The 13,653-nt window shown below is 66.5% G+C and carries 14 protein-coding genes; 6 read left to right on the top strand and 8 right to left on the bottom strand.

The genetic code is table 11. From position 1 onward, the window contains the following. Positions 1-16: 16 nt before the first annotated feature. Positions 17-1,387, bottom strand: coding sequence for an MFS transporter (locus OX459_RS06865; RefSeq protein ID WP_289904315.1), 1,371 nt, complete (start codon positions 1,385-1,387; stop codon positions 17-19). Positions 1,388-1,521: 134 nt separating this feature from the next. On the opposite strand from OX459_RS06865, the gene OX459_RS06860 reads away from it, so the two are divergent. The 6 genes from OX459_RS06860 to OX459_RS06835 all read left to right on the top strand — a co-directional run bounded on the left by OX459_RS06860 (position 1,522) and on the right by OX459_RS06835 (position 6,875). Beyond that, on the top strand, positions 1,522-2,397 hold the full coding sequence (locus OX459_RS06860) for a LysR family transcriptional regulator (protein WP_289904314.1): 876 nt from the start codon (positions 1,522-1,524) through the stop codon (positions 2,395-2,397). A gap of 124 nt (positions 2,398-2,521) precedes the next feature. Then, a complete protein-coding gene (locus OX459_RS06855; protein WP_289904313.1) occupies positions 2,522-2,845 on the top strand; it encodes a hypothetical protein in 324 nt (107 codons plus the stop codon). Positions 2,846-2,896: 51 nt separating this feature from the next. After that, the gene (locus OX459_RS06850; RefSeq protein ID WP_251351640.1) at positions 2,897-3,712 is read left to right on the top strand and encodes an ABC transporter permease; all 816 of its coding nucleotides are present in this window, start codon (positions 2,897-2,899) and stop codon (positions 3,710-3,712) included. 56 nt (positions 3,713-3,768) lie between these two features. Continuing rightward, positions 3,769-4,794 carry an MlaD family protein gene (locus tag OX459_RS06845; protein WP_289904312.1) on the top strand — a complete coding sequence of 342 codons (1,026 nt, stop codon included), beginning with the start codon at positions 3,769-3,771 and terminating at the stop codon, positions 4,792-4,794. Next, positions 4,791-5,462 carry a hypothetical protein gene (locus tag OX459_RS06840; RefSeq protein ID WP_289904310.1) on the top strand — a complete coding sequence of 224 codons (672 nt, stop codon included), beginning with the start codon at positions 4,791-4,793 and terminating at the stop codon, positions 5,460-5,462. The genes OX459_RS06845 and OX459_RS06840 overlap by 4 nt, the downstream gene beginning before the upstream one ends. Before the next feature lie 87 nt (positions 5,463-5,549). Next, the gene (locus OX459_RS06835; protein ID WP_289904827.1) at positions 5,550-6,875 is read left to right on the top strand and encodes an ATP-binding protein; all 1,326 of its coding nucleotides are present in this window, start codon (positions 5,550-5,552) and stop codon (positions 6,873-6,875) included. On the opposite strand, the gene OX459_RS06830 is transcribed toward OX459_RS06835, so the two are convergent. The 7 genes from OX459_RS06830 to OX459_RS06800 all read right to left on the bottom strand — a co-directional run bounded on the left by OX459_RS06830 (position 6,872) and on the right by OX459_RS06800 (position 13,649). Then, entirely contained in the window at positions 6,872-8,185 is a 1,314-nt protein-coding gene (locus OX459_RS06830; protein WP_289904308.1) for an HD domain-containing phosphohydrolase, read from the bottom strand. The genes OX459_RS06835 and OX459_RS06830 overlap by 4 nt on opposite strands. 14 nt (positions 8,186-8,199) lie before the next feature. Next, on the bottom strand, positions 8,200-9,663 hold the full coding sequence (locus OX459_RS06825; RefSeq protein WP_289904306.1) for an ATP-binding protein: 1,464 nt from the start codon (positions 9,661-9,663) through the stop codon (positions 8,200-8,202). Between the two features lie 14 nt (positions 9,664-9,677). Continuing rightward, on the bottom strand, positions 9,678-10,517 hold the full coding sequence (locus OX459_RS06820; protein ID WP_289904303.1) for an HDOD domain-containing protein: 840 nt from the start codon (positions 10,515-10,517) through the stop codon (positions 9,678-9,680). Continuing rightward, complete coding sequence (locus tag OX459_RS06815; protein WP_289904301.1) at positions 10,514-10,846, bottom strand: hypothetical protein; 333 nt, start codon at positions 10,844-10,846, stop codon at positions 10,514-10,516. The genes OX459_RS06820 and OX459_RS06815 overlap by 4 nt, the downstream gene beginning before the upstream one ends. Then, complete coding sequence (locus OX459_RS06810) at positions 10,843-11,667, bottom strand: response regulator (protein ID WP_289904299.1); 825 nt, start codon at positions 11,665-11,667, stop codon at positions 10,843-10,845. The genes OX459_RS06815 and OX459_RS06810 overlap by 4 nt, the downstream gene beginning before the upstream one ends. Before the next feature lie 173 nt (positions 11,668-11,840). Then, positions 11,841-12,305 (bottom strand): hypothetical protein, encoded by a 465-nt coding sequence (locus OX459_RS06805; RefSeq protein WP_289904298.1) that lies wholly within the window; start codon positions 12,303-12,305, stop codon positions 11,841-11,843. 81 nt (positions 12,306-12,386) lie between these two features. Beyond that, a complete protein-coding gene (locus OX459_RS06800; RefSeq protein WP_289904295.1) occupies positions 12,387-13,649 on the bottom strand; it encodes a DEAD/DEAH box helicase in 1,263 nt (420 codons plus the stop codon). Between the last annotated feature and the right edge of the window lie 4 nt (positions 13,650-13,653).

Here is a 13,653-nt window from a genome sequence, read left to right as displayed (position 1 = left end):
TCCGTCAAGCCAATCTTCAGGCGGCCACGGCCTTCGGCAAATGCACGTGGCGGTAGACGAGGCCCGCCGCCAGGCCATACGCGACGGTGATCGTCGCGTAGGCCAGCGGCAGGCGCAGCGACCAGTCCGGCACCATGTGCAGGATGCTGCCGATCAGGGCCACGCCCACCAGCGCGCCGATTTGCCGGTTCGCATTCAGGGCCGCCGCCGCGCTGTTCGCATGCTGCTTGCCGGCCACCCGCATCACGGTGGCCGTCATGGCGGGAATGGCGATGCCGATGGCCACATTCATCACGGCCGTGCCCAGCGCCAGCAGGAAATATGGCGTGCCGGGACGCAAGGCCATCAGCAGCAAGGCCATGCCAGCGCCTACCAGCAAGCCTAGCAGCATGGGCAAGCGCGTGCCATGACGCGCCGCAATACTTCCCGCCATAAAGTTTCCCAGCGTATAGGCCGCCATCATGGGCAGCAGGCGCAAGCCCGACTGCAAGGCATCGGCGCCGCCCGACTGCTGCAGAAACAGGCTCAACAAGAACAGCTGGCCGAACACGCAGAAATTGATCAGGAAACCCACGCCATTGGCCGCGCCAAAGCTGCTGCTGTGAAACAGTGCACGCGGCAACAGCGGGTGGCTGCCGCTGCATTCGCGCCGCAGCAATTGCCCGGCGGACAGTACCGTCAAGGCCCCCGCCGCCAGCACGCCCGGCGACAGCCAGCCCAGCACGGGACCTTCGATCAGCACGAAACTCAGGCCCGCCAGCGCCGCCACGCCCAGCGCATGGCTGAACAGCGATAGATCGCGCGGCTGGCGCGCCGGCGCGGCCAGCAACAGCTGCGCCATGACGATGGCCAGCACGCCCAGCGGCACATTGACCCAGAACACGCTGCGCCAGCCGAACTGGTGCACGAGGATGCCGCCGATCAGGGGGCCGGACGCGCCGGCCACGCCCACCAGCGCCGACCAGGCGCCCAGCATGCGCGTGCGTTCGCGCTCGTCTTCAAAGCTGTGCGTCAGCAGGCTGAGCGAACTGGGCATGAACAGGGCCGCGCCCGCGCCCTGCAGCAGGCGCGCGGCCGTCAAAAAATGCCCGTCGGGCGCGGCGCCGCACAGCACCGAACCGAGAATGAAGACGCCCAGGCCGCCCTGGTACACGGCTTTCGGCCCGTAGCGGTCGGCCAGCGCGCCGCCGGCCAGCAGCAGCGCGGCAAACGTCAAGGTGTAGCCGTCGACCACCCACACCAGGCCCGTCAGCGGTATGGCCAGGTCCAGCGCGATATCGGACAGCGCCACGTTGACGGCCGTGACGTCGAGCATGGCCATGACGAAGCCGAAGGCCAGGGTCAGCAGGATCAAGCCGCTGGCGCGGCGCGGTGTAGGGGCAGGCATGGTATTTCCTTGCAGGGACGGGGGGGCAGTCATTATGCGAGTGTTGAAGAATGCAGTAAACAGGCATAAAATCAGCACCATGATGCAAAAATGCATCACGATAACGACAGGAAAACAAACCATGGACTGGGCTTATGGACTGGGATAACGCGCGCATCTTTCTCGCCATCGGCCGGGCCGGCACCCTGCGCGGCGCAGCCGCCCTGCTGCGCATCGACCAGGCCACGTGCGGGCGCCGCCTGGCCGCGCTGGAAAGCTCGCTGGGCGCCACCCTGTTCCTGCGCACGCCGTCCGGCTACGTGCCCACGCCGGCCGGCGAGCTGGCCTTGAACGCGGCCGAAGCGATGGAACGGGCGGCCGACAAGCTGCAACGCGAGATGCAGGGCGTCGACAACCGCCTGTCCGGCCTGGTGCGCGTGGCCACCACGGACACCATGGCCAGCCATTTCGTCATCCGCGCCATGCAGCGGCTGCACGCGGCGCACCCGGACATCCGCATCGTGCTGCACGTGGCGCCGCAGCTGGCCAGCCTGACGCGGCGCGAAGCGGACCTGGCCGTGCGCGCCGTGCGCCCCACCGACCCGGACCTGATCTCGCGCCACCTGGTCAAGCGCAGCCTGGGCCTGTATGCCTCAAAAAGCTACCTGGCGCAGCGGGGCGAACCCGTGCGCGGCACGGCGCTGGCCGGACACGACATCGTCATCTACCACCATTCCGTGGCGCCCCGTCACGCGGAAAAACTGGCCGGCGAATCCGTCGCCAACGCCCGGGTGGCCATGGAAGTGAACTCGGCGGCGATGCTGCAGGAAGCCACGCGCGCGGGCCTGGGCGTGGCCGAACTGGCCACCCACCTGGGCGATATCGACCCGCTGCTCGTGCGCATCTGGCCCGAGCGGGCGGAAAGCTACGACGTGTGGCTCGTCATGCATGCCGACCTGAACCGCTCTGCCCGCGTGCGCGCGGCGGCCGATGCCATCATCGCCAGCGTGGCCACCGCCAGCACCGCATGACAGCCGCGCACAATAGTGCCGAGAAGAAACTTTCTTTTTGATAAGTCTGATAAAATCCGCAGCCCCGCCGGGCACAGCCACCGCCACGCCGCCGCGGGTTCCCTCAATCCACTGGAGAATTTTTATGCTTATCTGGCAAGGCTTCGGCATACTCGCCCCCCTGATCTGTTTTATCGTCGTACTGGCCGCGCAAGCGCTGTTTGGCGCCACCCTGGGCGAGGAATACACGAAGAGCCACACGTGGACCCTGGCCCTGGCCTTCCTGCTGGCAGCCGCCGCCAGCTGGTATGCGGGCGTGCGCCTGAACAACGCGCCAGGACGCGAACTGATCGACCCGGCCACGCAGGAAAGAGTCATCTTGCGCAAGCGCCACACCCTGTTCTGGATTCCGATGCAATACATCGCCGTGCTGATGGTCGTGATGGCCGGCTTCGCCCTGTTCGGATAGCCGCGCACGCTAGCCGTGCTTGCCGGGCCGGGCTGATGTTAAGATGCCATGATGACCCTATCCGTCTCCCTCATCATCAGCCTGCGCCGTTTGCACCGGGCCACCATGGCCTGGCTGGTCAGCTGGTGGCGCATGCTGCATTTCGCCATCCTCGTGTTTTCGCTGGCCCTGTCGCCCTCGAGCTATAACCGCGACAACCGCCCCATCCTCGCGCACCGCCTCGTGACGAACACGGCGCCGAACCTCGTGTGGTTCAGCGTCGCCTGCGCGCTCGTCAGCCTCGTGCTCATCCGCATCGTCGTCGTCAGCGCGCAAAGCTATGGCCTGTCGCGCTATGCGCTGGAAATGGTGGTGCGCGTGCTGGTGCTGGAACTGATCCCGCTGACGGCCGCCCTGTTCGTCGCGCTGCGCCTGACCTTGCCCGACGGCATTGCGTTTGCGCAAATGCGCTCTTCCGGCATGCTCGATACCATGCAGCGCCAGGGCGTCGACCTGCTGCGCCGCGAATACTTTCCACGCGTCATGTCCGGCATCTTTGCCGTGTGGATGCTGGCCATCGTCAGCTGCGTCACTTCGCTGATCCTCGCCTACCTCACCATCTACGGTTTTACGCCGTGGGCGCTGCAGGGTTATACGCGCGTCGTGGGACAGATCTTCAATCCGGCCGTGGCCCTGATCCTGATGCTCAAGGTCATCTTCTTCAGCTTTGCCGTGGCCCTGATCCCGCTGGCCTCCTCCTACTATCCGGACGAGCCGCACGGCCGGCGCAACCGCCTGTGGGCCGCGCATGGCCTGTCTGAAATGCTGCGCCTGTTTTCCGTCATCCTGCTGGTCGAAGTGGCTTCGCTGATGGGCAATTACTACTGATGCCCCGCCCGCCGCCGCCAGCCATCCCCGAACCACCCAAACGAGAGCCAGAAGCCATGAGCCAACCCCAAAATCCCGACCAGGTCGACGTGACGGCGCCCGCCGGTGTCGCGCAAGATGCCGTCCTGCCCGCCCCGCCGCCCGTGCGCCACGCGGAACTGAAGGCGGCCATTTTGCTTATCTTCATGTTCGTGCTGGTGGTCGGCTCCGTCGTCTACCTGATGTATGCGCGCGGCGCCTTCGAAGCGACGCAGACGCTGGTGCTGACGGCCGACGATTCGGACGGCGTCGGCGTGGGCGCCGACCTGACCTTTTCCGGCTTTCCCATCGGCCGCGTGCAGCGCATCGAGCTGGCGCCGGACGGGCGCGCGCGCGTCATCATCGACGTACCGCGCAAAGATGCGCACTGGCTGCGCACCAGCTCCATCTTCACCCTGGAACGGGGCATCGTGGGCGGCGCCAAGTTGCGCGCCTACAGCGGCATCCTGACGGACCCGCCGCTGCCCGACGACGCCACGCGCGACTTGCTGGTGGGCGATATGGCGGCGGAAATCCCCCGCCTGCTGGCCGCCGCCAAGGACTTGCTGAACAACCTGGGCAACCTGACGGGCAGCGATTCCGCGCTCGACGGCACCATGCGCAACGTGCAGGCCGTGACGGGCAAGCTGAGCGGTCCGGGCGGCGCCATGGGCTTGCTGACGGGCGACGACAAGCAGTCGCGCCTGCTGATCGAGCGGGCCAACGCCCTGCTGGTCACGGCCGACCAGCTGGCGCGCCGCACGGATGGCCTGGTGGCCAATGCCGATACGCGCGTCTTCGGCGACAAGGGCGTGATGACGGATGCGCAGGCAACCATCGTGCAGCTGAACGCCCTGCTGGCCGACACGCGCAACAGCCTGAAAAAAGTCGATGCCGTGCTGGTCGAGGCGCAAGCCGTGGGCGCCAACGCCAAGGCGGCCACGGCCGACCTGGGCCCGCTGCGCGCGGACGTGGAAAGCAATCTGCGCAAGGTCGAGCAGCTGGTCAATGAAATCAACCGCAAATGGCCATTCAAGCGCAATCCGGAGATCAAACTGCCATGATAAATATCAATATCCTCCTGTCTGCCCTGGCCATGACAACACTGGCCGCCTGCTCCAGCGGCCCGCCCGTGCCGGACTGGAAAATGAATGCGCAAAGTTCCGTCGAACGGTTTCAAGCGGCTTACCTGAGTGGCAACGCCCTCGTCGAACAGACGGAATTCCGGCGCGCCCGCAGCCAGGTGGCCGGCACGGGCAAGCTCGAACTGGTGGCGCGCATCGAACTGCTGCGCTGCGCCACGCGCGTGGCCAGCCTGGCCTTCGAGGACTGCGCCGGCTTTGACGCCCTGCAAGCCGACGCGACGGCCGCCGACCGCGCGTATGCGGCCTGGCTGGCCGGCAAGGCGCAAACGGCCGACGTCGCCCTGCTGCCGGAAGCGCAGCGGGCGGCCGCCGGCGCCGGCTCGGACACGGCCGCCGCCAGCGCCGTGGCCGCCATCAAGGACCCGCTGTCGCAGCTGGTGGCGGCCGGCGTGCTGCTGCGCGCCAGCCGCGCCACGCCGGAGCTGCTCGATACGGCCGTCGCCACCGCCTCGGACCAGGGCTGGCGGCGTCCGCTGCTGGCGTGGCTGGGCGTGCAGCGCCTGCGCGCCGAACAGGCGGGCGATACGCAGGCGGCGCAGCGCATCGCGCGGCGCATGGCGATCGTCGAACAGCCGCTGGCCCCCTGAGCGCGCCGCTGGCGGCCCAGGGCAGGCAGAATCAGGCATAATCGAGCGGGGATGACATCAAGGCCGTGCAGGCAGCGAGGTGTGACGATGCAGTTCGAGGATTTCGACCTTTCCACTCCCGATACCGGCCGGCATGCCGGGTCGGCGCCTGGCGATGACGCCTCGGCCGCCACGGCCGTGCGCCTGCAATACCTGCTCGACAATACCCCCTCCATCATCTATTGCACCGTGCCCAGCGGCGACTTCAAGATGACTTTTGTCAGCAACAATGCCTTGAACGTGCTGGGCTACCAGCCCGAGGAAATGGTGGCCGACCCCAATTTCTGGTTCGACCACATCCACCCCGACGACGCCCCCGGCATCTTTTCCAGCCTGGCGCAGATCTTCGTCGAAGGCGCGCGCGCCTATGAATACCGTTTTCGCGTGCGCGACGGCAGCTATCTGTGGATGCACGACAGCCTGCGCCTCGTGCGCGACGAGCACGGCGTGCCATTCGAGGTGATCGGCTCGCTGACGGATATCACGGAACGCAAGCGCATGGAAGCAATGCTGCAGGCGCGCGGCGAAGAGCAGCAACTACTGATCAGCAAGTTGCAGGAAGCACACGACCAGCTGCTGCAATCGGAAAAGATGGCGTCCATCGGCCAGCTGGCGGCCGGCATCGCGCATGAAATCAATAACCCGATCGGCTTCGTCAATTCGAACATGAGTTCGCTGCAAGGCTACGTCGGCACCCTGTTCGACGTCATCGCCCGGTATGAGGCGGCAATGGGCGAGCCGCTCGACGGCCCGGCCCTGGCCGACAGGGTGGCCCAGGTGCGCGCGCAGGCCGACCTGGCCTTCCTGCAGGACGACATCGGCGACCTGGTGCGCGAATCGATGGATGGCCTCAAACGCGTGCGCGACATCGTGCAGGCGCTGAAGGATTTTTCCCACGTGGGCGAGACGGATTGGCAAGTGGCCAGCCTGCATGCGGGCCTGGACAGCACCCTGAACATCGTCGCCAACGAATTGAAATACAAGGCGCGCATCGAGAAACACTACGGCGAGCTGCCGCCGATACTGTGCCTGGCCTCGCAGCTGAACCAGGTCTTCATGAACCTGCTCGTCAACGCGGGCCAGGCCATCGGCAGCGACGGCGTGATCAGCATCCGCACCGGCCACGCGGACGACTGGGTATGGGTGGAGATCGGCGACACGGGCGCCGGCATCGCGCCCGAGCACCTGAACCGCATCTTCGAGCCGTTCTTCACCACCAAGGCCGTGGGCAGCGGCACGGGCCTGGGCCTGTCGCTGTCGTACGGCATCGTCAACAAGCACGGCGGACGCATCGACGTGGCCTCGGAAGTGGGCCGCGGCACGCGCTTTACCGTGCACCTGCCGCTGCAGCCGCCGGGCGCCGCGAACGCCTAGGCGTCTTTCGGCGGCGCGTACACGCGGATGCTCAGGCGCCCGCCATTCTTGCTTTCGAAGTCGAGCAGCTGGCTGATCACGCGGGCCGTCAGCACGTGTTCTGCCGCCAGCAGCATCAGGCCGTCGCGGCTGATCAGGTCGCGCGACAGCACCATTCCCGGCTCCAGCTGGCCCGACAGCACCGTCAGGTCGCGCGCCGGCGGTTCCGTCTCTTCCATGATGCCGCGGAAAGCGGCTACCACGGCCGGGTCGTAGCGCTTGCCGACGCTGTCGTAGATCAGGCTGCGGGCCTCGTCGGCGCGCAGGCTGCGCTGCACCATGGCGCCGATCTGCAAGCCGTCGTAATCGGACGCCAGCGCCAGGATGCGCGCGCCCAGCGGAATGGCAAGGCCCACCAGGCCATCGGGAAAGCCGCCGCCGTCGAAGCGCTCGAGCTGCGAGCGCAGGATCACGGAAACGGCGCGCAATTCCTCCAGCGCCATCAGCAGCTGTTCGGCGCGCAGCGGATGCTTGCGGAACGCGGCCAGCTGATCGCCCGTCCAGGCGCTGGCCGGCAATTCCAGCACATCGTCGCTCAAGCTGAGCTTGCCGATATCCTTGAGCAGTGCCGCGATGAACACGTCGCGCGCCTCCTGCCCTTCCAGGCCCAGCGCCTGCGCCAGCTTGCGCGACAGCTCCGCCACCCGCCGCGCATGGCCGGCCAGCTTGCCGCCGCGCATCTCGATCAGGTTGGAAAACACCTTGATGGTCGTCACGAACGTGGCCTTCAGGCGCTCGTTGGCCGCCTGCACCTCGTCGTGCGACAGTTTCAGCTGCTGCGTGCGCGTGGCCACCTTCGCTTCCAGGCTGGCGTTGAGCGCCTGCAATTCCACGTTCTGGCTGGCCGTCAACGCTTCCAGGCGCCGTTTTTCCTCTTCCAGCGCGCGCCGTTCCAGCGCGTGGCGCACCACCAGCACGATATCGTTCTCGTCCCACGGCTTGGTCACGTAGCGGTATATCTCGCCCTGGTTGATGGCGTCGAGGATGGACTGGATGTCGGCATAGCCGGTCAGCAGCAAGCGCATGGTGCCGGGCCAGCGCCGGCGCACCTGGGCCAGGAATTGCGCGCCATCCATGTGCGGCATGCGCATGTCGGAGATGACCAGGTCCACCGTCTCGCTCTCGAGCAGGGCCAGGCCGGCCGCGCCGCTCTCGGCCGTCAGCACGCGGTAGCCGTGCGGACGGAACAGACGGCGCAGCGACGACAGGATATTCGGTTCGTCGTCGACGCACAGGATGGTGGGCGGCGCGGTGCTGGTACTGGTGCTCATGCTGTCCTGTTCGGTCATGGTGCGACGGCCTGCGCCTGGCGCACGGGCAAGGTGATGCGGAAGGTGGTGCCGCGGCCGATGACGCTGCGCACGTCGATGCGGCCATGGTGTTTCTGCACCGTCGTGTAGGCCAGCGACAGGCCCAGCCCCGTGCCCTTGCCGACGGCCTTGGTGGTGAAGAAGGGGTCGAAGATGCGCGACAGGTGTTCGGGCGCGATGCCGCCGCCCGTGTCCTCGACCTCGATCCACACTTCCGCCGCGTTGTCGCTGCCCGTGCGCAGGGTGATGCGTCCGCGCGCCTCGCCCATGGCGTGGGCCCCGTTGACGACCAGGTTCATGATCACCTGGTTCAGTTCGGAAGGCTGGCATTCGATATCGGGAATGTCGGCATATTCGCGCACCACGTCGGCCTTGTACTTGACCTCGTTATTCACGATATTGAGCGTGGTATCGATGCCCTGGCGCAAGTCGGCCCAGACCCACTCCTGGTGCGCGTCCGTGCGCGAAAAATCCTTCAAGTCCTGCACGATGCGGCGCACGCGCGCAATGCCTTCCTTCGACTCGCCCATCAGCATCGGTATGTCGGTGCGCAGGAAGTCCAGGTCGATCTGTTCGCGCAGCGCCCGCAGGCGCGCCGCCACCACGGGGTCGGCGACGGCCGGCTCGGCTTCCTCATAGGCGTCCAGCATGGAAAACAGGTCGTCCAGGTAGCCTTCCAGCGTGCCGACGTTGGAAAACACATAGCCGATGGGATTGTTGATCTCGTGCGCCACGCCGGCGGCCAGCTGGCCGATCGACGCCAGCTTTTCCGACTGAAGCAACTTTTGCTGGGCCAGCGACAGCTTGCTGTTCAATTCCGTCAGAGCCAGGTTGCGCTCGCGCAACTCCAGATCGGCGATCTGGCGCTGGCGGATATCGTCGGCCAGGCGCTCGTTCATTGCAGCCAGCTGGGCCGTGCGCTTGGCCACCAGATGTTCCAGGTTGTCGTGCGCCTTGCGCAGCGCCAGTTCCGCCAGACGCCGCTCGCTCACGTCGCGCAGGGTTTCGATGGCGCCCACCAGGCAGCCCTGGCGGTCGCGCAGGGGCGCCGCCGTGAAATGCAGCCAATGGCCGTCGGGGCCGATATCGGCAAAGAAATCCTCGGCCTCAAAGGCGCCGGGGATCACGGAAGAGCGCTTCAGCTTGCCAAGATAGAGTTCATTTTCGCCGAATGCGATATCGTCGGCCACCAGCAAGTCGGCCAGGCAGGCGCGCGGCTGCGGATAAAACGCCTTCCAGTGGTCGCGCGTGCCGACCATCTCGGCGGCCGTGAAGCCCGTCAACTGTTCGCAGGCGCTGTTCCAGTGCGTAATCACGTGGTCCGTGTCGATGGCGAACGTGGCCACGGGATGGCCGTCGAAAAACGCCGACAGTGCGATGGAATCGGTCTTGCGACGTTCCGGCTTGGCCGGCAGTGCCTGCCCTGCTTCTGTGTCCATGGCCTCTGTCCTGTTCATGCCAGCATGATCCGCGACATTTCATCGAAGGTGTGTTCCGTTTGCCGCAGCAGCGCCAGCCAGGTCGGCTCGTCCAGGGCGACGCTGCGCCAGCCCGTGGGCGACAGGGGCGGCACCAGCGCATCGTCGACGCCGGCCAGGTCGAGCGCCAGGGCGACGGCATTGGCCAGGTGCACGGCCAGCGGCAAGCCGCCCGCGTCCAGGCGGTCGATGGCGTGATGGTCGGCCACCGCCTGTTGTATCGCGGCGGGAAACTTCCAGTAAGCAGCCAGGGCGCTGCCCACCTGCGCGTGATCGATGCCGATGACGGCCAGTTCCGCCTCGGCCATCTGGCAATCCTGCGCCTGGCGGTGGTTGCGCACGAGCGCGTGCTCGGCCGGGAAGCGCGTCACCAGCACCAGGGTGCCCAGGTCGTGCAGCAGTCCCGCCGTGAACGCCGTTTCCGGATTGACGCGCAAGTGCGGCGCCAGCAGGCGCGCGGCGATGGCCGTGGCCAGCGAGTGGCGCCAGAACGCCTGGAAATCGAAGCCGCCGCTGACGGGCGCGAAGCTGCCCGTCAGGGCGCAGGCCGTGACGACGGTGCGGATGCTGTGAAAGCCCAGCACGGAAACGGCTTGCGGAATGCTGGTGACCTTCGATTGCATGCCGTAGAACGAGGAGTTGGCAATGCGCAAGGTCTTTGCCGCCAGGGCCTGGTCCAGTTCGATCTTTTGCGCCAGCACATGCACGTCCGTGTCGTCCTGGTCCATACTCGACAGCAGTTCCAGCACCACCACCGGCAGCGAGGGCAGTTCCTGTATCTGGCGGATGATGTGTTCAAAACTGAGGCGTGTCATGCCGCGCCCCCTTGCCGGTAGCGCTGCAGCAGCGCCAGCAGTTCCGCCCCTGCGGAGTCGGGCGGCGTGGCGCGGAACAGCACGGCCAGCCGTTCCAGGCGGCGCGCCCGTTCCTGCTCGGCATGCGCCTGCGCGGCGGGGTCCGGCTCCTCGTCCATGACGACGTGGCAGCGCTCCACATTGCGCCTGCGCAAGGCCGTCAGGTTCGCCGCCGTCAGCGTGGCGCCCTGGGCCAGCAGCACGGCACCGCTGGCGTCGTTCAAGGCTTGCGCCAGCACCATGCCTTCCTGCGCCTGCTCCATGGAAATCTCGCGTCCGCATGTACTCATGTACCCACTCCATGACGACTCAGGGTGACCAGGCTGCCGCGCGAGCGCGAATGCAAGCCCATCGGATGGACGGCCACGACATACGGCTGGCCATCGATGGCGGCCAGGCGGGGCGTGCCCTGCCCGTCGAACAGCTGCGGCAAGACGATCGCCGCCTCGTTGCCCAGCAAGGCCGCGCCCCGTTCGAACAGGCTGGCGGCCGCCCCGTTGATGAAGGCGATCATGCCGTCCTCGTCGAGCCCGATCACGGGCAGCGGCAGGAATTGCAGCACTTCGCGCGCGATGCCCAGGCTGACTTCATCGCGGCTGATCTGGTGCTGCTGCTGGCACACCAGCGCCTGCATGGCGGCATTGGCCGCGGCCAGCGCCTGATTGACGTCGCGCAACTGCGCATTCAGGCGCACATTGTCGTCGTCGATGCCCTTCAGGCGAAACGCTTCGGCGATATGCTCGCGCAGCTGATGGTCTTCCCAGGGCTTGGTAAGAAACTTGAAGATGGCGCCCTCGTTGACGGCGTCCGTGACGGCCTGCAATTCGGTATAGCCCGACAGCATGATGCGGATGGTCTGTGGGCACAGCAGCTTGGCCTTGCGCAGGAAGTCGGCGCCCAGCATGCCGGGCATGCGCTGGTCCGACACGATGACGTCGACGGCATGGCTGGCCAGCACTTCCAGCCCTTCCTGGCCGCTGGCGGCCGTCAAAATATGGTAACCGTCGCGCCGCAGCAGGCGCTTCAGGGAAGCGAGGATATTCGGCTCGTCATCGACCAGCAGCAAGGTGCGCGGCGGCGCCACGGCGTCCGCCGCCACAGTCCCTGGCATACCATGCTCATCGTGCACATCCATCGGACCATCCTCTCATCGCCGCGGCGATATCGGAGCTTGCCTGGAGGGGGGATTTGCCGCGCAGGAGAGTCTTGCGCGGCAGCCAGCCTGCCTTGAAATTATACGACTAAATATTCCTCTATGGCACTTATCCGGCATTTATCCGGCACTTATCCGCGCCGTGCCGGACACGGCGTGTCGCGGTAAAACACAAAGCCGCCCAGGCCGATGGCTTGCGTATCGGCTTTCACGGCGTACACCAGCGTGTTCCTGGCCGCCTCGACCCTCAGCAGGTTCTGGTGCAGCACCGTTTGCGCGTGCGCCAGTTCCAGCGATGGGGTCGGCGCCAGCTGCAAACGCAGTTCGGACGTGGCCGCATCATAGGCCCAGCGACCCGGATTGAAGAAGGCGAAACCGCCGTCGAAACGCAGGCTGCCATCCTTGAACTGGGTCAGGCAAATGCCGGGAAATTCGCTGGGCGGGTTGTACCAGGTGGCGGCCACGGCGGCATCGGCCGACGCCTTGCCCGGCATCTGCATGCCGGACGTGCCATGGTTGCCGCCCATGCCGGCGCAAGCGGCCAGCGCCGCGAGGCAGGCGGCAGCGGCCGCCCGTTTGATCATGATCCTGTGCATGCACGTCCCCTTGCTTTATAGAAACACAATCTTAGTCCGGGAAACGTGGCCGTTCAAGCGGCTAGCGCACATAAGGTGGATTTAATTGCCCTCGGCCGCCTTTGCCGCCAGGGCCGCCGCTTCGCGCAATTTGTCCTTCTTGCTCTTGCGCGCGCCTTTTACGCCGCCGTTGACCGTATCGGTGACGGGATTCACGGGCGTCGGCAGTTCCGTCGGCTCGAAACCGGCCACCACTTCGCGCACGATGCGCAAGTCGTTGCGGTTTTCGATCAAACGGAAATGCGCTTCCGTATCGGCCGTCACGAAACTGATGGCCGTGCCGCTTTCGCCGGCGCGGCCCGTGCGGCCGATGCGGTGCGTGTAGTCGACGGCCGAACGGGGCAAGTCATAGTTGACGACGGCCGGCAAGCCGGCGATGTCGATGCCGCGCGCGGCCACGTCGGTGGCCACCAGTACCTGCAAGCGGCACGCCTTGAAGTCGGCCAGCAGCTGGCTGCGCGTGCCCTGGCTGAATTCGCCGTGGAAGGCGCCCACGTGCAGGCCCGCGCGCTGCAGCTTGTCGGCCACGTGTTCGGCCGCGTACTTGGTGGCGACGAACACCAGCACGCGCTCCCACTGCTGCTGCAGGATCAGGTAGCGCAGCAGCTGCGTGCGGCGCGGCACGTCCACCGTGATGGCGCGCTGCACGATGTCCGGCTTGTCCTGCGGTTCGGACGCCACTTCGATGCGCACGGGTTCGCTGAGCAGGCCGTCGGCCAGCGCCTGCACGTTGTCGGGGAAGGTGGCGGAGAAGAACAGGTTTTGCCGCTGCTTGGGCAGCAGCGCCAGGATGGCGTTGATTTCCTCGCTGAAACCCATGTCGAGCAAACGGTCGGCTTCATCCAGGACGAACAGCGACACGCCGCCCAGTTTGACGGCATTCTGGCGCACCAGGTCCAGCAGGCGGCCCGGCGTGGCGACGACGATATCGGCGCCGCCGCGCAAGTCCATCATCTGCGGATTGATCGACACGCCGCCGAACAGCACGGAAATCTTCAGTTTGATCGGCAGCGGCTTGGCCAGCGCGTGCACCGTCTGCCCCACCTGCGCCGCCAGCTCGCGCGTGGGCACGAGGATCAGCGCGCGCACCTGGCGCGGGCCGGAAACGGGCGCCATCAGCGCCTGCAGCAGCGGCAGCGCATAGGCGGCCGTCTTGCCGGAACCCGTCTGCGCCGCGCCCAGCACGTCGCTGCCGCGCAGGATGGCGGGAATGGCGGCCGCCTGGATGGCCGTCGGCGCGGCATAGCCGGCCTTGTCGACGGCGCGGACCAGGGCGGGAATCAGACCCAGTGAGGAAAATGGCATAGCG

The organism is Janthinobacterium sp. SUN026 (assembly GCF_030397625.1).
Lineage (GTDB): Bacteria > Pseudomonadota > Gammaproteobacteria > Burkholderiales > Burkholderiaceae_D > Janthinobacterium > Janthinobacterium kumbetense.
This window is presented reverse-complemented; position numbering and strand designations above follow the sequence as displayed.